The 13,880-nt window shown below is 70.3% G+C and carries 14 protein-coding genes and 1 pseudogene; 5 read left to right on the plus strand and 10 right to left on the minus strand.

Annotation, left to right across the window (positions count from 1 at the left end):
• Positions 1–3 precede the first annotated feature (3 nt).
• From ABZY44_RS12510 to pknB, 3 genes are all read left to right on the plus strand, one after another.
• Positions 4–1,428: an FtsW/RodA/SpoVE family cell cycle protein gene (locus tag ABZY44_RS12510; RefSeq protein WP_356652768.1), complete on the plus strand. Its 1,425-nt coding sequence runs from the start codon at positions 4–6 to the stop codon at positions 1,426–1,428.
• Positions 1,425–2,891, plus strand: coding sequence for a penicillin-binding transpeptidase domain-containing protein (locus ABZY44_RS12515; RefSeq protein ID WP_356652770.1), 1,467 nt, complete (start codon positions 1,425–1,427; stop codon positions 2,889–2,891). The genes ABZY44_RS12510 and ABZY44_RS12515 overlap by 4 nt, the downstream gene beginning before the upstream one ends.
• Positions 2,892–3,107: 216 nt before the next feature.
• Complete coding sequence (gene pknB / locus ABZY44_RS12520) at positions 3,108–5,135, plus strand: Stk1 family PASTA domain-containing Ser/Thr kinase (RefSeq protein WP_356652772.1); 2,028 nt, start codon at positions 3,108–3,110, stop codon at positions 5,133–5,135.
• Between the two features lie 174 nt (positions 5,136–5,309).
• On the opposite strand, the gene ABZY44_RS12525 is transcribed toward pknB, so the two are convergent.
• From ABZY44_RS12525 to ABZY44_RS12550, 6 genes and pseudogenes are all read right to left on the minus strand, one after another.
• The gene (locus tag ABZY44_RS12525; protein WP_356652774.1) at positions 5,310–6,026 is read right to left on the minus strand and encodes a class E sortase; all 717 of its coding nucleotides are present in this window, start codon (positions 6,024–6,026) and stop codon (positions 5,310–5,312) included.
• An 11-nt stretch (positions 6,027–6,037) separates the two neighbouring features.
• Positions 6,038–6,721: pseudogene (locus ABZY44_RS12530) on the minus strand (class E sortase); the annotation flags it as partial.
• Positions 6,722–6,840: 119 nt separating this feature from the next.
• A complete protein-coding gene (locus ABZY44_RS12535) occupies positions 6,841–7,479 on the minus strand; it encodes an aminodeoxychorismate/anthranilate synthase component II (RefSeq protein ID WP_356652776.1) in 639 nt (212 codons plus the stop codon).
• Complete coding sequence (locus ABZY44_RS12540; RefSeq protein WP_356652850.1) at positions 7,476–7,676, minus strand: hypothetical protein; 201 nt, start codon at positions 7,674–7,676, stop codon at positions 7,476–7,478. The genes ABZY44_RS12535 and ABZY44_RS12540 overlap by 4 nt, the downstream gene beginning before the upstream one ends.
• 65 nt (positions 7,677–7,741) lie before the next feature.
• Entirely contained in the window at positions 7,742–8,503 is a 762-nt protein-coding gene (locus ABZY44_RS12545; RefSeq protein ID WP_356652778.1) for a class E sortase, read from the minus strand.
• Positions 8,472–9,248, minus strand: coding sequence for a DUF881 domain-containing protein (locus ABZY44_RS12550; RefSeq protein ID WP_356652780.1), 777 nt, complete (start codon positions 9,246–9,248; stop codon positions 8,472–8,474). The genes ABZY44_RS12545 and ABZY44_RS12550 overlap by 32 nt, the downstream gene beginning before the upstream one ends.
• A 91-nt stretch (positions 9,249–9,339) precedes the next feature.
• On the opposite strand from ABZY44_RS12550, the gene crgA reads away from it, so the two are divergent.
• Entirely contained in the window at positions 9,340–9,594 is a 255-nt protein-coding gene (gene crgA / locus ABZY44_RS12555) for a cell division protein CrgA (RefSeq protein WP_356652782.1), read from the plus strand.
• Positions 9,595–9,723: 129 nt separating this feature from the next.
• On the opposite strand, the gene ABZY44_RS12560 is transcribed toward crgA, so the two are convergent.
• Complete coding sequence (locus ABZY44_RS12560) at positions 9,724–10,617, minus strand: rhomboid family intramembrane serine protease (RefSeq protein WP_356652784.1); 894 nt, start codon at positions 10,615–10,617, stop codon at positions 9,724–9,726.
• A 124-nt stretch (positions 10,618–10,741) separates the two neighbouring features.
• Positions 10,742–11,269, minus strand: a complete 528-nt coding sequence (locus ABZY44_RS12565) for a peptidylprolyl isomerase (protein WP_356652846.1) — start codon at positions 11,267–11,269, stop codon at positions 10,742–10,744.
• A gap of 174 nt (positions 11,270–11,443) precedes the next feature.
• Between ABZY44_RS12565 and ABZY44_RS12570 the strand changes: the two genes are divergently transcribed.
• Complete coding sequence (locus tag ABZY44_RS12570; RefSeq protein ID WP_356652786.1) at positions 11,444–12,220, plus strand: DUF5324 family protein; 777 nt, start codon at positions 11,444–11,446, stop codon at positions 12,218–12,220.
• A gap of 117 nt (positions 12,221–12,337) precedes the next feature.
• On the opposite strand, the gene ABZY44_RS12575 is transcribed toward ABZY44_RS12570, so the two are convergent.
• Both ABZY44_RS12575 and ABZY44_RS12580 read right to left on the minus strand, forming a co-directional pair.
• Positions 12,338–12,823, minus strand: a complete 486-nt coding sequence (locus ABZY44_RS12575; protein WP_356652788.1) for a LysM domain-containing protein — start codon at positions 12,821–12,823, stop codon at positions 12,338–12,340.
• A gap of 190 nt (positions 12,824–13,013) precedes the next feature.
• Entirely contained in the window at positions 13,014–13,832 is an 819-nt protein-coding gene (locus ABZY44_RS12580) for an isocitrate lyase/phosphoenolpyruvate mutase family protein (protein WP_356652790.1), read from the minus strand.
• Between the last annotated feature and the right edge of the window lie 48 nt (positions 13,833–13,880).

Consider the following 13,880-nt stretch of genomic DNA (forward strand, 5'->3'; position numbering starts at 1 on the left):
ACCATGAGCGTTGTCACCAACACGACCACCATCGGCGCCATCGAGCTGCCGAGCCGGCGGAACACCGAGCTCCTGCTGCTCGCCTTCGCCGTGGTCATCCCGATCTTCGCCTACGCCAACGCGGGGCTGTCGATCCACGGGAAGCTGCCCCCGGGCATGCTCACCTACGGGCTCGGCCTCGGCGTGCTCGCCGGCATCGCGCACTTCGTCGTACGCCGCTACGCGAAGTACGCCGACCCGCTGCTGCTGCCGATCGCCACGCTCCTCAACGGGCTCGGCCTGGTGCTGATCTGGCGTCTCGACCAGTCCACGCGACTGCAGAACACGGCCAAGCGCATCTACGGGACGTTCTCCGAGTCCGCGCCCCGGCAGATGATGTACACGGCGCTCGCGATCGCCCTGTTCGCCGGCGTGCTGCTGGTCCTCAAGGACCACCGCGTGCTCCAGCGGTTCACGTACATCTCGATGGCCGCCGCGCTCGTCCTGCTGATCCTGCCGGTCATCCCGGGCCTGGGCGCCGATGTCTTCGGCGCCAAGATCTGGATCAGCGTGGGCGGGTTCTCCATCCAGCCCGGCGAGTTCGCGAAGATCGTCATCGCGGTCTTCTTCGCCGGATACCTCATGGTGAAGCGCGACGCCCTGGCCCTGGCCAGCCGTCGCTTCATGGGGCTCTACCTGCCGCGCGGCCGCGACCTCGGGCCGATCCTGATGATCTGGGCCGTGAGCCTGCTGGTCCTGGTCTTCGAGAACGACCTCGGCACCTCGCTGCTCTTCTTCGGCATGTTCGTGATCATGCTGTACGTGGCCACCGAGCGCACCAGCTGGATCGTGATCGGCCTGCTCATGAGCGTGGGCGGCGCGGCCGTGGTCGGCGCCACCGCCAGCCACGTCAAGGTCCGCGTGACCGCCTGGCTCGACCCGTTCGCCTGCTACCAGAAGTCCGGAGCCTGCGAGCAGGTCGGCCAGTCGATCATGAGCTTCGGTTCGGGCGGGGTCCTGGGCACCGGCTGGGGACAGGGCAACTCCGACCTCATCGGATTCGCCGCCAACTCCGACTTCATCTTCTCCACCGTCGGCGAGGAGCTCGGGCTCGCCGGGGTCATGGCCTTCCTCCTGCTCTACGGCCTGATCATCGAGCGGGGCGTGCGTACCGCCCTCGCCGCCCGCGACCCCTTCGGCAAGCTCTTCGCCATCGGCCTCTCCGGCGCCTTCGCACTCCAGGTCTTCGTCGTCGCCGGCGGAGTCATGGGACTCATCCCCCTCACCGGTATGACGATGCCCTTCCTCGCCTCCGGCGGCTCGTCCGTCCTCGCGAACTGGATCCTCATCGCCATCCTCATCCGGATCAGCGACACCGCACGACGCCCCGCCCCGGCCCCGGCACCGTCCCCCGACTCCGAGATGACCCAGGTGGTCCGCCCGTCATGAACAAGCCCCTGCGCCGCATCTCGATCTTCTGCGGGCTGCTCGTCCTGGCACTGCTCGTGCGGACCAACTGGCTGCAGTACGTCCAGGCCGGGGAGCTGAGCACCCGCAAGGAGAACCGCCGGGTCCAGATCGCCCAGTACGCCACCGAGCGCGGCAACATCATCGTCGAGGGCAACCCGATCACCGGCTCCGCCGTCACCGACGGCAGCGACTACAAGTACAAGCGCACCTACCTCGACGGCCCCCTCTGGTCCCCGGTGACCGGCTACGCCTCGCAGGCCTACGGCTCCACGCAGCTCGAGTCCCTCGAGGACCAGATCCTGACCGGCAACGACGACCGGCTGTTCTTCGACCGCACCATCGGGATGTTCACCGGCGAGAAGAAGCAGGGCGGCAACGTCGTCACGACGCTCAACGCCGCCGCGCAGAAGGCCGCGTTCGAGAAGCTCGGTGACAAGAAGGGCGCCGTCGCGGCGATCGACCCGCGCACCGGCGCGATCCTCGCCCTCGTCAGCACCCCCTCGTACGACCCCTCCTCGTTCGCCGGCAACTCGAAGGCCGACGAGAAGAACTGGGTGGAGCTCAAGGACAGCGAGGACAAGAAGCTGGTCAACCGCGCCCTGCGCGAGACCTATCCGCCCGGCTCCACCTTCAAGGTCGTCACCGCCGCCGCGGCCCTGGAGAACGGGGTCGTCCAGGACATCAACGCCCCGACGGACACCCCCGAGCCCTACATCCTGCCGGGCACCAAGACCCCGATGGTCAATCACGCCTCCGGGTGCGAGAAGGCCAGCCTCATGCGGGCCCTCGAGGTCTCCTGCAACTCCGTCTTCGCCAACGTGGGCGACAAGGTGGGGCGGGACAACATGGTGAAGACCGCCGAGAAGTTCGGCTTCAACAACGACAAGATCGACATCCCGGTCCGCGCCTTCGCCAGCGTCTACGACAAGAAGATGAGCAAGGACGGCAACGCCCAGAGCGCCATCGGCCAGTTCAACACCGCGGCCACCCCGCTGCAGATGGCCATGGTCACGGCCGCCATCGCCAACGACGGCAAGCTGATGAAGCCGTACATGGTCGACCAGCTGACCGCGCCGAACCTCGACGTCATCGAGAAGCACGAGCCGACGGAGATGAGCCGGCCGGTCTCCGGGGAGAACGCGAAGAAGATCCAGGAAATGATGGTCGACGTCGTCGAGAAGGGCACCGGCGGCAACGCCCGGATCAAGGGCTCCGTCGTCGGCGGCAAGACCGGCACCGCCCAGCACGGTGAGGGCAACAAGAAGCGCCCGTACGCCTGGTTCATCTCCTACGCCGAGAACCCCGACGGCACCTCGCCCGTCGCCGTCGCCGTCGTCATCGAGGACAGCGAAGCGAGCCGCGACGACATCACCGGCGGCGGTCTCGCCGCCCCCGTCGCCAAGGCCGTCATGGAAGCCGTCCTGCAGAGCAACAAGGGGTGACGGGCGGGACCCTGCACCACGCGAGAGCCGCAAGGGGCATACAGGCGTGATCCGGATCACTCAGAACCGTCCGGATCCGAGCGTACGGTACCGGTCCGGTATCAGCCTGTGGTCACGAACCGATCACCGACGATCGGCCGGTAGCCTTTGCGCGAACAGCACACCGCCGGACCACACACCGGTGCGGTCGGGACTGACGGAGAGGGCTGCAACGTTATGGAAGAGCCGCGTCGCCTCGGCGGCCGGTACGAGCTGAGCCACGTGCTCGGCCGCGGTGGCATGGCCGAGGTCTACCTCGCCCACGACACCCGGCTCGGCCGTACCGTCGCCGTCAAGACCCTGCGCGCCGACCTCGCCCGCGACCCGTCCTTCCAGGCCCGGTTCCGGCGCGAGGCCCAGTCGGCCGCATCGCTCAACCACCCGGCGATCGTCGCCGTGTACGACACCGGCGAGGACTACGTCGACAACATCTCCATCCCGTACATCGTGATGGAGTACGTCGACGGCTCGACCCTGCGCGAGCTCCTGCACTCCGGCCGCAAGCTGCTGCCCGAGCGCACCCTGGAGATGTGCATCGGCATCCTCCAGGCCCTCGAGTACTCGCACCGCGCCGGCATCGTGCACCGCGACATCAAGCCCGCCAACGTCATGCTCACCCGCACCGGCCAGGTCAAGGTCATGGACTTCGGCATCGCCCGTGCCATGGGCGACTCCGGCATGACGATGACGCAGACCGCCGCCGTCATCGGCACCGCACAGTACCTCTCCCCGGAGCAGGCCAGGGGCGAGCAGGTCGACGCGCGGTCCGACCTCTACTCGGCCGGCTGCCTGCTCTACGAGCTCCTCGCCGTCCGGCCGCCGTTCATCGGCGACTCTCCCGTCGCGGTCGCCTACCAGCACGTACGGGAAGAGCCCCAGCCCCCGTCGAACTTCGACTCCGAGATCACGCCCGAGATGGACGCGATCGTGTTGAAGGCGCTGGTCAAGGACGCCGACTACCGCTACCAGTCCGCCGACGAGATGCGCGCCGACATCGAGGCCTGCCTCGACGGCCAGCCCGTCGCCGCCACCGCCGCCATGGGCGCGGCCGGTTACGGCTACCCCGACCAGGGGCACGGCTACGGACACCAGGGCTACGACCAGCCCACCACCGCGCTGCGCACCACGGAGCCGGGCCAGACCTCCATGCTCCCGCCGATGCCCCCGGGCGACGGCGGCTACGGGTACGGGGACCAGGGCGGCTACGACCAGGGCGGCCACGGCCGGCGCCCGCAGAAGAAGAGCAAGGCCTCCACGATCCTGCTGGTGGCGGCCGGCGTCCTCGTGCTGGTCGGCGCGATCCTCATCGGCCGCTCCCTCTTCAGCGGCGGCGCCGACAACCGGCCCATCGTGCCCAAGCTCGTCGGCGAGACCTTCGAGCAGGCCGTGAAGAACGGCGACAACGTCGGCCTCGTGGTCCAGAAGGACGGGGACATCGCCTGCGACGCCCAGCCGAAGGGCAGCGTCTGCGAGCAGAACCCGGCCGAGGGCACCAAGGTCGACAAGAAGTTCATCGTCAAGGTGAAGATCTCCACGGGCGCGGCCAAGGTCGCCGTGCCGGACGTCATCAACATGACGTTCGACAACGCGGAGAAGGCCCTCAAGGACAAGGGCTTCCAGGTCGAGAAGAAGCTCGTCGAGTCCGAGCGGTCCCCCGGCACCGTCCTCGACCAGAACCCGAAGAGCGGCGGCGAGGCCGAGAAGGGCTCGTCCGTCACGCTCGACGTGGCCAAGGAGAAGTCCAAGGCGCCCGTGCCGGACCTGATGGGCAAGACCAAGGAGCAGGCCTCCAAGGCGCTCCAGGACGCCAAGCTGAAGCTCGGCAGCGTCACGGAGGTGGACGCGCCCCCGGGCACGGCCCCGAAGACGGTGGTCCAGCAGGACCGCGCCGCGGGCGACTCCGTCGACCTCGGCACCACCGTCAACGTGTCCATCGCCAAGGCCGCCGCCACGACGGTCCCGGTGCCGAACCTGGCCGGCAAGACCGTCAACCAGGCCAAGGCCGAACTGGCCTCCAAGGGACTGACCTTCGGTGACGTCCTCTCGGGACCGAACGAGGGCAAGTCGCTCGTCCTGACCTCGGACCCGGCAGCCAACACACCGGTCCCGCCGGGCACGAGGATCAACGTGACCACCTTCGGCGGCCAGCAGAACGGCGGCAACGGCAACGGCGGCGGCGGCTTCTTCGGAGGCCTCGGCGGTTAGCCGCCGGGCCGCTCCGGCCCACCGGCACACAAGGGTCCGGCCCCTCTCGTCGAGAGGGGCCGGACCCTTGTGCCGTCCTCGGCGTCCGGCGCCGCCACAGGCCCCGCCAGAGGGCTTGCGGGACCCTCGAGGGGTCCTCGCGGGACCCCGTGGGCCCGTCGCCGCGAGGGGCCGCTACCTCAGCTCGACCGGGAGGGTGCGCTTGTCGTCCACCTTCTCCGTGCGGACCAGCTCGCCCCACACGATGTAGCGGTACTTCGAGGTGTACACGGGCGTGCAGGTCGTCAGCGTGATGTACCGCCCCGGCGCCGTCCGGCCCGACTCCTTCGGAACGGGGCTGATCGCGTCCACGTCGTACTTCGTCGTCTGGGTCAGCTCGGCGAAGACCTTGTACACGTACCAGGTGTCCCGCGTCTCGAAGACGACCGCGTCGCCGTTCTTCAGCTTGTCGATGTTGTGGAACTTGGCTCCGTGCCCGTCCCGGTGCGCCGCCAGCGCGAAGTTGCCCGACGGGTCCCACGGCAGGGCCGAGGCGACCGGCTCCGTGTAGTACCCCGCCACCCCGTCGTTCAGGACGTCCGCAGCGGTGCCCTTCTTGACCAGCACCTCGCCGTTCTTCATCGCCGGCACGTGCAGGAAGCCGATGCCGCCCCGGGTGTCCAGCGCTCCCGGCCCGGCGGGCGCCGAGGGCGCGGGACCCGGCTGCTCCCACTGCTGGCGGACCGCGTCGCCGCGCGCCGCGGCGTCCCGGTCCGCGAGGACGTTCGTCCACCACAGCGAGTACGCCACGAACAGGCCGAGCACCAGGCCCACCGTGATCAGGAGCTCGCCGAGCAGGCTCAGGAACCCCGCGAGGGCACTGCGGCGCGGGGGCGGTGCGGCACGTGACACTGCGGATTCCTCTACGGGCTGTTCAGCTCGGGCGGAGCACCCTGGCTGCGGGGGCGTTCACCGGTCATCCTGCCCCATACGATCATCCGGTAGGTGCTGGTGAACTCGGGGGTGCAGGTGGTCAGGGTGATGTACCGGCCCGGGGATGTGAAGCCCGATCCCACCGGTACCGGCCGGATCACCGAGACGTTCGCCGGCGGGGTCTGCGCCAGCTGCGAGGTCATCTCGTACGTGTAGTACGCGTCCCTCGTCTCGACCACGATCTTGTCCCCCGGCACCAGCCGGTTGATGTAGCGGAACGGCTCGCCGTGGGTGTTGCGGTGGCCCGCCAGCGCGAAGTTCCCCTGCTGGTCGGCCGGCATGCCGGTCTTGAACGGCTCCTCGCCGTAGTGGCCGACCAGGCCCTTGTCCAGCACCTTCGCCTTGTTGGTCCCCTCGGCGACGGGCACCTTCACGTCCAGCTTCGGGATGTACAGGATCGCGAAGCCCTGTCCCGGCTCGAAGGCGGCCACCTTCGGGGCGTCGGCCGCGGCCGGACTCCGGTCCCAGTTCTGCAGCAGCGAACCGGCGGTGTCCTTGACCGTCCGGTCCGCCAGGAGGTTCGTGTACCAGAGCTGGTAGCCGACGAAGAGCAGCATCACGGTCCCCAGCGTGATGAACAGCTCCCCGGCGAGCCGGCTGAGCACCACGACGGGGCCGCCCGAGGCCGGCCGTTTGCGCCGCCGGCCCCGGCCCCGCGCTTGTTTCGCGGCCGCCTGAGCCGCCCTGCGCCGCGCGGCCCGGCCCTCCGTGGGCGCGGGCGGCGCGAACGTCGTCACGCGACGGCCTTGCCCACCACCGGGGCCAGCCCCACCGACCGCTCCACGGCGTCCGCGTCACCGCAGCGCACCAGCCAGTTCGCGAGCATCCGGTGGCCCCACTCGGTCAGCACCGACTCGGGGTGGAACTGCACGCCCTCGACGTCGTGCTCCCGGTGGCGCAGTCCCATGATGATCCCGTCCTCGGTCCGCGCCGTGACCTCCAGGCTGTCCGGGAGGGTCCGCGGCTCGGCGGCGAGGGAGTGGTAGCGCGTCGCGGTGAAGGGCGACGGCAGTCCTTCGAAGACGCCGAGGCCCTCGTGGACCACCGGCGAGGTCTTGCCGTGCAGCAGTTCCGGAGCCCGGTCCACGACGCCCCCGTAGGCGACGGCCATCGACTGCATGCCGAGGCAGACGCCGAAGACGGGGACGCCGGTGTCCGCGCAGTGGCGGACCATGTCCACGCAGATGCCGGCCTCCTCCGGGGTGCCCGGTCCCGGCGACAGCAGGACGCCGTCGAAGCCGTCCTGGGCGTGGGCGAGCGCGACCTCGTCGTTGCGCAGCACCTCGCACTCGGCACCGAGCTGGTAGAGGTACTGGACCAGGTTGAAGACAAAGCTGTCGTAGTTGTCGACAACCAGAATGCGCGCGCTCACGGAGTGGCTCCCGATCCTTCGTCCACCGTCACATCGTTGAACGGGAGCAGCGGCTCGGCCCACGGGAAGACGTACTGGAACAGCACGAACACCACCGCGAGCACCAGCACGAGGGAGATCACCACGCGCACCCACGCGTTGCCCGGCAAATGCCGCCAGATCCAGCCGTACATGCCGCCTGCGTCCTTTTCGTCCACGATCGTTCAACGCACCGCGGGGGCGGTACGTCCACAGCCTAAAGCCACCCGCCCGGCGCGGAGGGTCACCTTGCCAAACCCTCCGGCCTGCCCTGGGCGACGGTCCGCGTCTGGGTCAGCTCGGCCCAGACCACGAGGCGGTGGCTGTGGCCCCATTCCGGGTCGCAGGTGGTCAGCGTGAGATAGCTGCCGGGTGCGGTGAAGGGCGAGCGGCGCGGCACCGGGTCGACCACGCCGACCTCCGTCGGAAGCGTGCGCAGCGGCTCGGCGCGGACCGTGTACGTGTACCAGGTGCTCGCGTCCTTGAGGATGACGGCGTCCCCGACGCGCAGCTGCGGGACGTCCTTGAAGGGGTCTCCGTACGTACGGCGGTGGCCGGCGACCGCGAAGTTGCCGCTGCCGCCGAGCCGGGCCGTGCCGGCGTAGTGGCCCAGGCCCTTCTTCAGCAGCTCCGGTCCGGTGCCCTCCAGGACGGGCTTGTTCCAGTCCGGTCCGAAGCGCGGGACGTACATCTCGGCGAAGGCCTGGTCCGGGGGGTAGCCGGCGGTCTGCGGGGGTGGCGCGGGGGCCGTCGGCGCCGCGGGATCCGCCCCGGCCGCGGAAGGCGCCGGAGGCTGCGGGGCGGGCGCGGGCACCGCCGCCCAGCGGTCGCGCATCCGGTCCATCTCGCCGTCCATGGCCAGATCGGCCTTGACCCCGGTCCACAGCAGCGCGTAGGCCACGAAGAGCAGGATCAGCGACCCGGCGGTCAGGCACACCTCGCTGAACGTCCGTACCAGCAGGCGCAGTACGACGTCACGGGGTGGCGGACTCCAGCGGCTTCGCATAGTGGAGGTCCACTGTGCCGGAGTAGCCGGGCAGTGTCAGCGCCTTGTGCTCGTCCACTTTCCAGCCGAGCCCGTAGGCGTTGACGTACATCTGGTAGTTCTGCAGCGACGGGGAGGCCGCGAGGGACCTCTTGAGCGCGGCCGGGTCGCCGACGGCCGTCACCTTGTACGGGGGCGAGTAGACCCGGCCCTGGAGGATGAGGGTGTTGCCCACGCAGCGCACGGCGCTGGTGGAGATCAGCCGCTGGTCCATGACCTGGATGCCCTGGGCTCCGCCCTGCCAGAGGGCGTTCACGACGGCCTGGAGGTCCTGCTGGTGGATCACGAGGTCGTTGGGCTGCGGCTCGGGCACGTTGGGGATGCGGGCCGTGGCGTTTGGCGGCGCGTCGTTCAGGGTGACGCTCACCGCCTTGCCGGTGAGGTCCTCGGTGCCCGAGGCGGCGCGCAGGGCCGCCAGCTTGGCGTCCTCGGCCTTGCTGCTGCCGTTGTCGCGCTCGGCGAGGGCGTCGACCCGGTCACGGACCGTTCCGGTGGACTTCTCGAGCTCCAGATTGCTCTGGCTGCGCTCGTGGATCAGGTCGGACAGCTTGAGGAGCGAGGCGTCCGTCCGGATGTTCGTACCCTTGGAGGTGTTGAAACTGGTGACGAAGATCAAGCCGGCCAGGGCGAACACGGCGGCGGTCAGCAGCCGGACCGGTCTGGCACGGCGACGGGGACCCGCGGAGGAGTCGTCGGAATTGCTCAACGTACCCTTCTCCTTCAACGCCACAGGTCCACTACGCTAACGGACGCCCGGGGCAGGCAAGGTCCCCAGCCCATCGACAGGAGAGCCCCTCGTGCCGAAGTCACGTATCCGCAAGAAGGACGACTACACCCCGCCGCCCGCGCGGACGCCACAGGCGATCAAGCTGACGAACCGCAACTGGGTCGCCCCGGTCATGCTGGCCTTCTTCGTCGTCGGCCTGGTATGGATCGTCGTCTTCTATCTGTCCGACACCCAGCTCCCGATCGAAGTTCTGGGCAATTGGAACATTGTGGTCGGTTTTGGCTTCATCGCAGCGGGATTCGGCGTCTCCACGCAGTGGAAGTAGCCCCCCGATAGTCGCGCGGTACTACCGGCTCCGCAAGCTCTCCCCATGAGTTATCCACAGCGTCATCCACACCTGAGGAAAAGACAGAAGATCTGTGGATAACTCTGTGGAGAGTTGACGCCGGTGTGATCAGGTGAGTGCGGAAAGTTCCGCCGTCCGGACCGCGATCACGGCTGCCGCCAGCAGGAAGACCGCCCCACAGGTCCCCCACTGGACGAGCGCGCGCTTCCTCGCGCCGCTGCCGCCCGCGGGCCACAGCAGGCCCAGCGCGAGCAGCGCACCGGTCACCAGGCCGCCGATGTGGGCCTGCCAGGACACGCTCAGACCGCCGAGCGACGGCGCGAAGGTCAGCACCAGCATGAACACCAGAACGGTGATCAGCGGGCGCATCTCGTCCCGCCTCCGGCGGGCCAGCACCAGGGTGGCGCCGAGCAGGCCGAAGACGGCCCCGGAGGCGCCGAGGGTCCCGTCGTTCGGCTCGGTGAGCAGGTAGACGAGGGCGCTGCCGCCCAGAGCCGACAGCAGGTATACGGCGAGGTAGCGGGCCCGGCCGAGCGCCTGCTCCAGCGGGCCGCCGATGAACCACAGCCCGAGCATGTTGCCGAAGACGTGCCACCACTCGACGTGCAGGAACGTCGAGGTCAGCAGCCGGTAGTACTCGCCCGTGGCGACGCCCTCCAGCGGACCGCCCTCCAGCTCCCGGTACCGGCCGAGGAGCTGCAGCCGGAGCGCCAGCCCCGGGACGGCGACCGTTGCCAGGTACACGGCGAGGTTGATCCCGATCAGGATCTTGGTGACCAGGTGCGGATCGGCGGCGACCACCCCGCCCGCGATGGTGCGCGGGGCGTTCGCGGCGGGCCCGTGGCCCGTACCGGAGCCGCCCCGGACGCATTCGGGGCACTGGAAGCCGACCGAGGCGCTGATCATGCACTCGGGGCAGATCGGCCGCTCACAGCGCGCGCAGCGGATCCCGGTGTCGCGGTCCGGGTGGCGGTAGCAGCCCGGAAGACGGTCGGTGTCCATCGGTCCCCTCGGTCGGCGGCGAGCGGCGCGGGGCGGGCGGTGCGGCGGATCCACCGTTTCGCCCGTCGGTACGTATCGAGGACGGACGGGCGGGTCGGAAAGGTTCCCGGGGCGGCGCCCGCGGTCAGCGCCGCTCGATGACGACGGACTGGATGATCACGTCGTCGAGGGGCCGCTCGGTGCGCGGGTTGGTGGGGCCGGCGGCGATCTCGTCCACGATCTTCTGGCTGGCCTTGTCGGTGACCTCGCCGAAGATGGTGTGCTTGCGCGTCAGCCAGGCGGTCGGGGCGACGGTGATGAAGAACTGCGAGCCGTTGGTCCCCGGGCCGGCGTTGGCCATGGCCAGCAGGTAGGGCTTGGTGAAGGCCAGGTCGGGGTGGAACTCGTCGGCGAACTGATAGCCGGGGCCGCCGGTGCCGTTGCCGAGCGGGTCACCGCCCTGGACCATGAAACCGCTGATGACGCGGTGGAAGACGGTGCCGTCGTAGAGCGGGTCCGTGGTCTTCTGCCCGTCCGAGGGACGCGTCCACTCGCGAGCGCCCGTGGCGAGCTCCACGAAGTTGCGCACGGTCTTGGGGGCGAAGTTCTCCAGCAGCTCGATCTCGATGTCGCCGTGGTTGGTCTTCAGGGTGGCGTAGAGCTTCTCGGCCACGGATCTGCCTTCCATAGTCGTCACTGTCGGTTTCAGATCCTCCCACGGAGGGCACCTGCGGGCAGAAATCGTCCACCCATATGCCCTGTCACGCATGCCGGTCGGCGCGATGGCAGGCATGATCCGACAAAGGGTGGAAAGGTGAACTGTGTCCGCCACCGAGGAGGAGGTCCCGTGACCCGCAAGGAAAGCGTGCGCCTGGCCGCGACAAGTGCCAGGGATACGGTGCGGCACGCAGCGGAAGTGGTGGCGCCGTACGCGGAATCCGCCAGGCACGCCGCGTCGCATTACGCCCACGAAGCGAACGAACTGCTGGCACCGAAGGTGTCGTACGCGGCGACCGAGGCCGCCAAACAGGCACGCACGACGTACGACTGCCATGTCCATCCCATGATCAAGTCGGCCCGCGCCCATGTGCCGCCGAATGTGGACCGGGCCGCGACGAACGCCGTACGTCAGACCCGGCTGGCGGCCAGGCAGGCGGCGGACTACACCCAGCCACGACTGGAGAGCGCGCTCGCGGCCGCCCAGCCGGTGGCCGAGGAGGCCGCTTCCCGGTCGACGGCGGCGCTGGCGGCCCTGCGCGGCCAGGTGACGGCCGACGAGGTCCGCAAGATCGTCCGGCGCAATGAGCGGCGCGCTCGCCGCGGCCGGCTGATCAAGGGCATCGCACTGGTCGGCGTCGTGGCCGGCTGCGCCTACGCGGCGTGGAAGTGGTGGGACCAGCAGTCGAACCCCGACTGGCTCGTCGAGCCGCCGGCGGCCACCGAGCTGTCGGCGCGGGACGAGGAGGCGGCCCCGGCGTCCTTCGACGACGAGCTGGCGGCGAAGGAGCACGACGCGCAGACCGGAGCCGCGTCGCAGCCGGGGGCGCCGTCCACCCTCGAGGCGCAGGCCCAGGCCGCGCAGGAGCGCATCGACGCCGAGGACGCCAAGCGCAAGCACCGCTGACGCCGTGCCGTGCTCCTGCCGGCGGAGCCCCGTCGGCAGGAGCACGGAAGAGGGGCCCGGATCCTTTCCAGGATCCGGGCCCCTCTTCCGGTTTCGTCTTCCGTCCTCGCGTCCCCGTCAGTTCGGGAGGACGAGCTGCGTGCCCGGGTGGATCATGTCGGGGTCGGACCCGATGACACCCCGGTTGATGGCGTACAGCTCCCGCCAGCGGCCCTCGTTGCCCAGTTCGCGGCGGGCGATCTCGGAGAGCGAGTCGCCGGAGCGGACCGTGTACGTGCGCTGCCGCTCGGGCGCGGGCTGCGGGGCGGCGGGCACCGCCTTGTGCGCGGCGGAAGCCGGGGTGGGCGTGTGCGGGGCGGGCCGTACGACGGGCGGCTTGGCGGGCGCCGCCGAGGGCGGGCGGGGCGCCGAGGCTCCCCCGCGCTCCTCGGCCGTCCTGGCGGCCGCCGCCGACTCGGTGTACCTGGTCCCGGTCCTGCCGGGCATCGCGGCCGGCGGCGGCGGAGCGGCCGCGGCCTGCTGCTGCACCTGCTCCGCCGCCTTCTCGGCCCCGTGTTCCTTCTTCTTGTCCTTGTCGGACCTCAGGAAGTCGAAGAGTCCCATGTGTGTACGCCTCCGGCGTGGTGTCGCCCCCTGGGCTGAGTGCCCCCTTCCCCACTCTCGGCCAGAAGGCGCGCCGCGGCCCTGTGACTGAGCCGTCCGGGGAACACCGGCCGACTCGTCCCGGCCGGCGCTTCGCGCAGGCGGCCTGCCGCGCCGTGGTTCCTGCCGAAGGGCCCGGGACGCCGAGCGCCTACTTCTCGAAGAGCCCGTTGAGCGTCGGGTAGTCCAGCTCGCCGCCGAGCGCCCCGTAGGTGCCCCGCCCCAGCAGCTCCACGGCCGCCGCGCGGGCCGCGGAGTACGCCGCCTGGGCCACCGCCGTGCCGACGCTGACCCTGCGCACGCCGGCCCCGGCCAGCTCGGCCACCGACGGACCTCCCGGGCGCGCCATGGCGTTGACCGGGAGCGGCCCCTTGGCGATCTCGCCCAGGGCCTCGAGGTCCAGCAGACCCGGTACGAAGATCCCGTCGGCGCCGGCGGCCGCGTAGGCCTCGACGCGCGCGAGCACGTCCGCCAGCCGTCCGGACTCCTCGCCGATGCCGAGCAGGAACACGTCGGTGCGCGCGTTGATCACCAACTCCGGCAGCCCGGCGGCGGCCGCGGCCTCACGGGCCGAGCGGATCCGCCCGGCCTGCTCGGCGGCGGTGTACAGCGTGCCGTCGGAGGCCTTGGAGTCCTCCAGGTTGATGCCGACGGCTCCCACCGCGACGACCCCGCGCACGGTGGCGGCCACGTCCTCGTAGCCTCCCTCCGCGTCCACGGAGACCGGCACGTCGACGGCCGCCACGATCCGGGCGGCGGCTTCCAGCATCTCCGTCCGGGTCGCTCGCTGCCCGTCGCCGCGTCCGATCGACCAGGCCACCCCGCCGCTGGTCGTCGCGACGGCCGACGCGCCGGCCGCCACGATCACGGTCGCGCTGGCCGCGTCCCACGCATTGGGCAGCACGAGCGTCGAGGAGCCCAACTCCCTCAGCCGCAGGGCCCTCTCGGTGGTCTTGGCGTCCACGGTCATCCCGAGCTCCTCAGCGTTGCCCTTGCCGAACGGTCGTCACATCGGCCT

Origin of the sequence: Streptomyces sp. NPDC006544 (genome assembly GCF_040611715.1) — a bacterium.
Taxonomy (GTDB): domain Bacteria; phylum Actinomycetota; class Actinomycetes; order Streptomycetales; family Streptomycetaceae; genus Streptomyces.

Coding starts and splice junctions, on each gene's coding strand:
- ABZY44_RS12510 (WP_356652768.1), top strand. CDS start 4: ATGAGCGTTGTCACCAACACGACCACCATCGGCGCCATCGAGCTGCCG.
- ABZY44_RS12515 (WP_356652770.1), top strand. CDS start 1,425: ATGAACAAGCCCCTGCGCCGCATCTCGATCTTCTGCGGGCTGCTCGTC.
- pknB (WP_356652772.1), top strand. CDS start 3,108: ATGGAAGAGCCGCGTCGCCTCGGCGGCCGGTACGAGCTGAGCCACGTG.
- ABZY44_RS12545 (WP_356652778.1), bottom strand. CDS start 8,503: ATGCGAAGCCGCTGGAGTCCGCCACCCCGTGACGTCGTACTGCGCCTG.
- ABZY44_RS12560 (WP_356652784.1), bottom strand. CDS start 10,617: ATGGACACCGACCGTCTTCCGGGCTGCTACCGCCACCCGGACCGCGAC.
- ABZY44_RS12575 (WP_356652788.1), bottom strand. CDS start 12,823: ATGGGACTCTTCGACTTCCTGAGGTCCGACAAGGACAAGAAGAAGGAA.
- ABZY44_RS12580 (WP_356652790.1), bottom strand. CDS start 13,832: ATGACCGTGGACGCCAAGACCACCGAGAGGGCCCTGCGGCTGAGGGAG.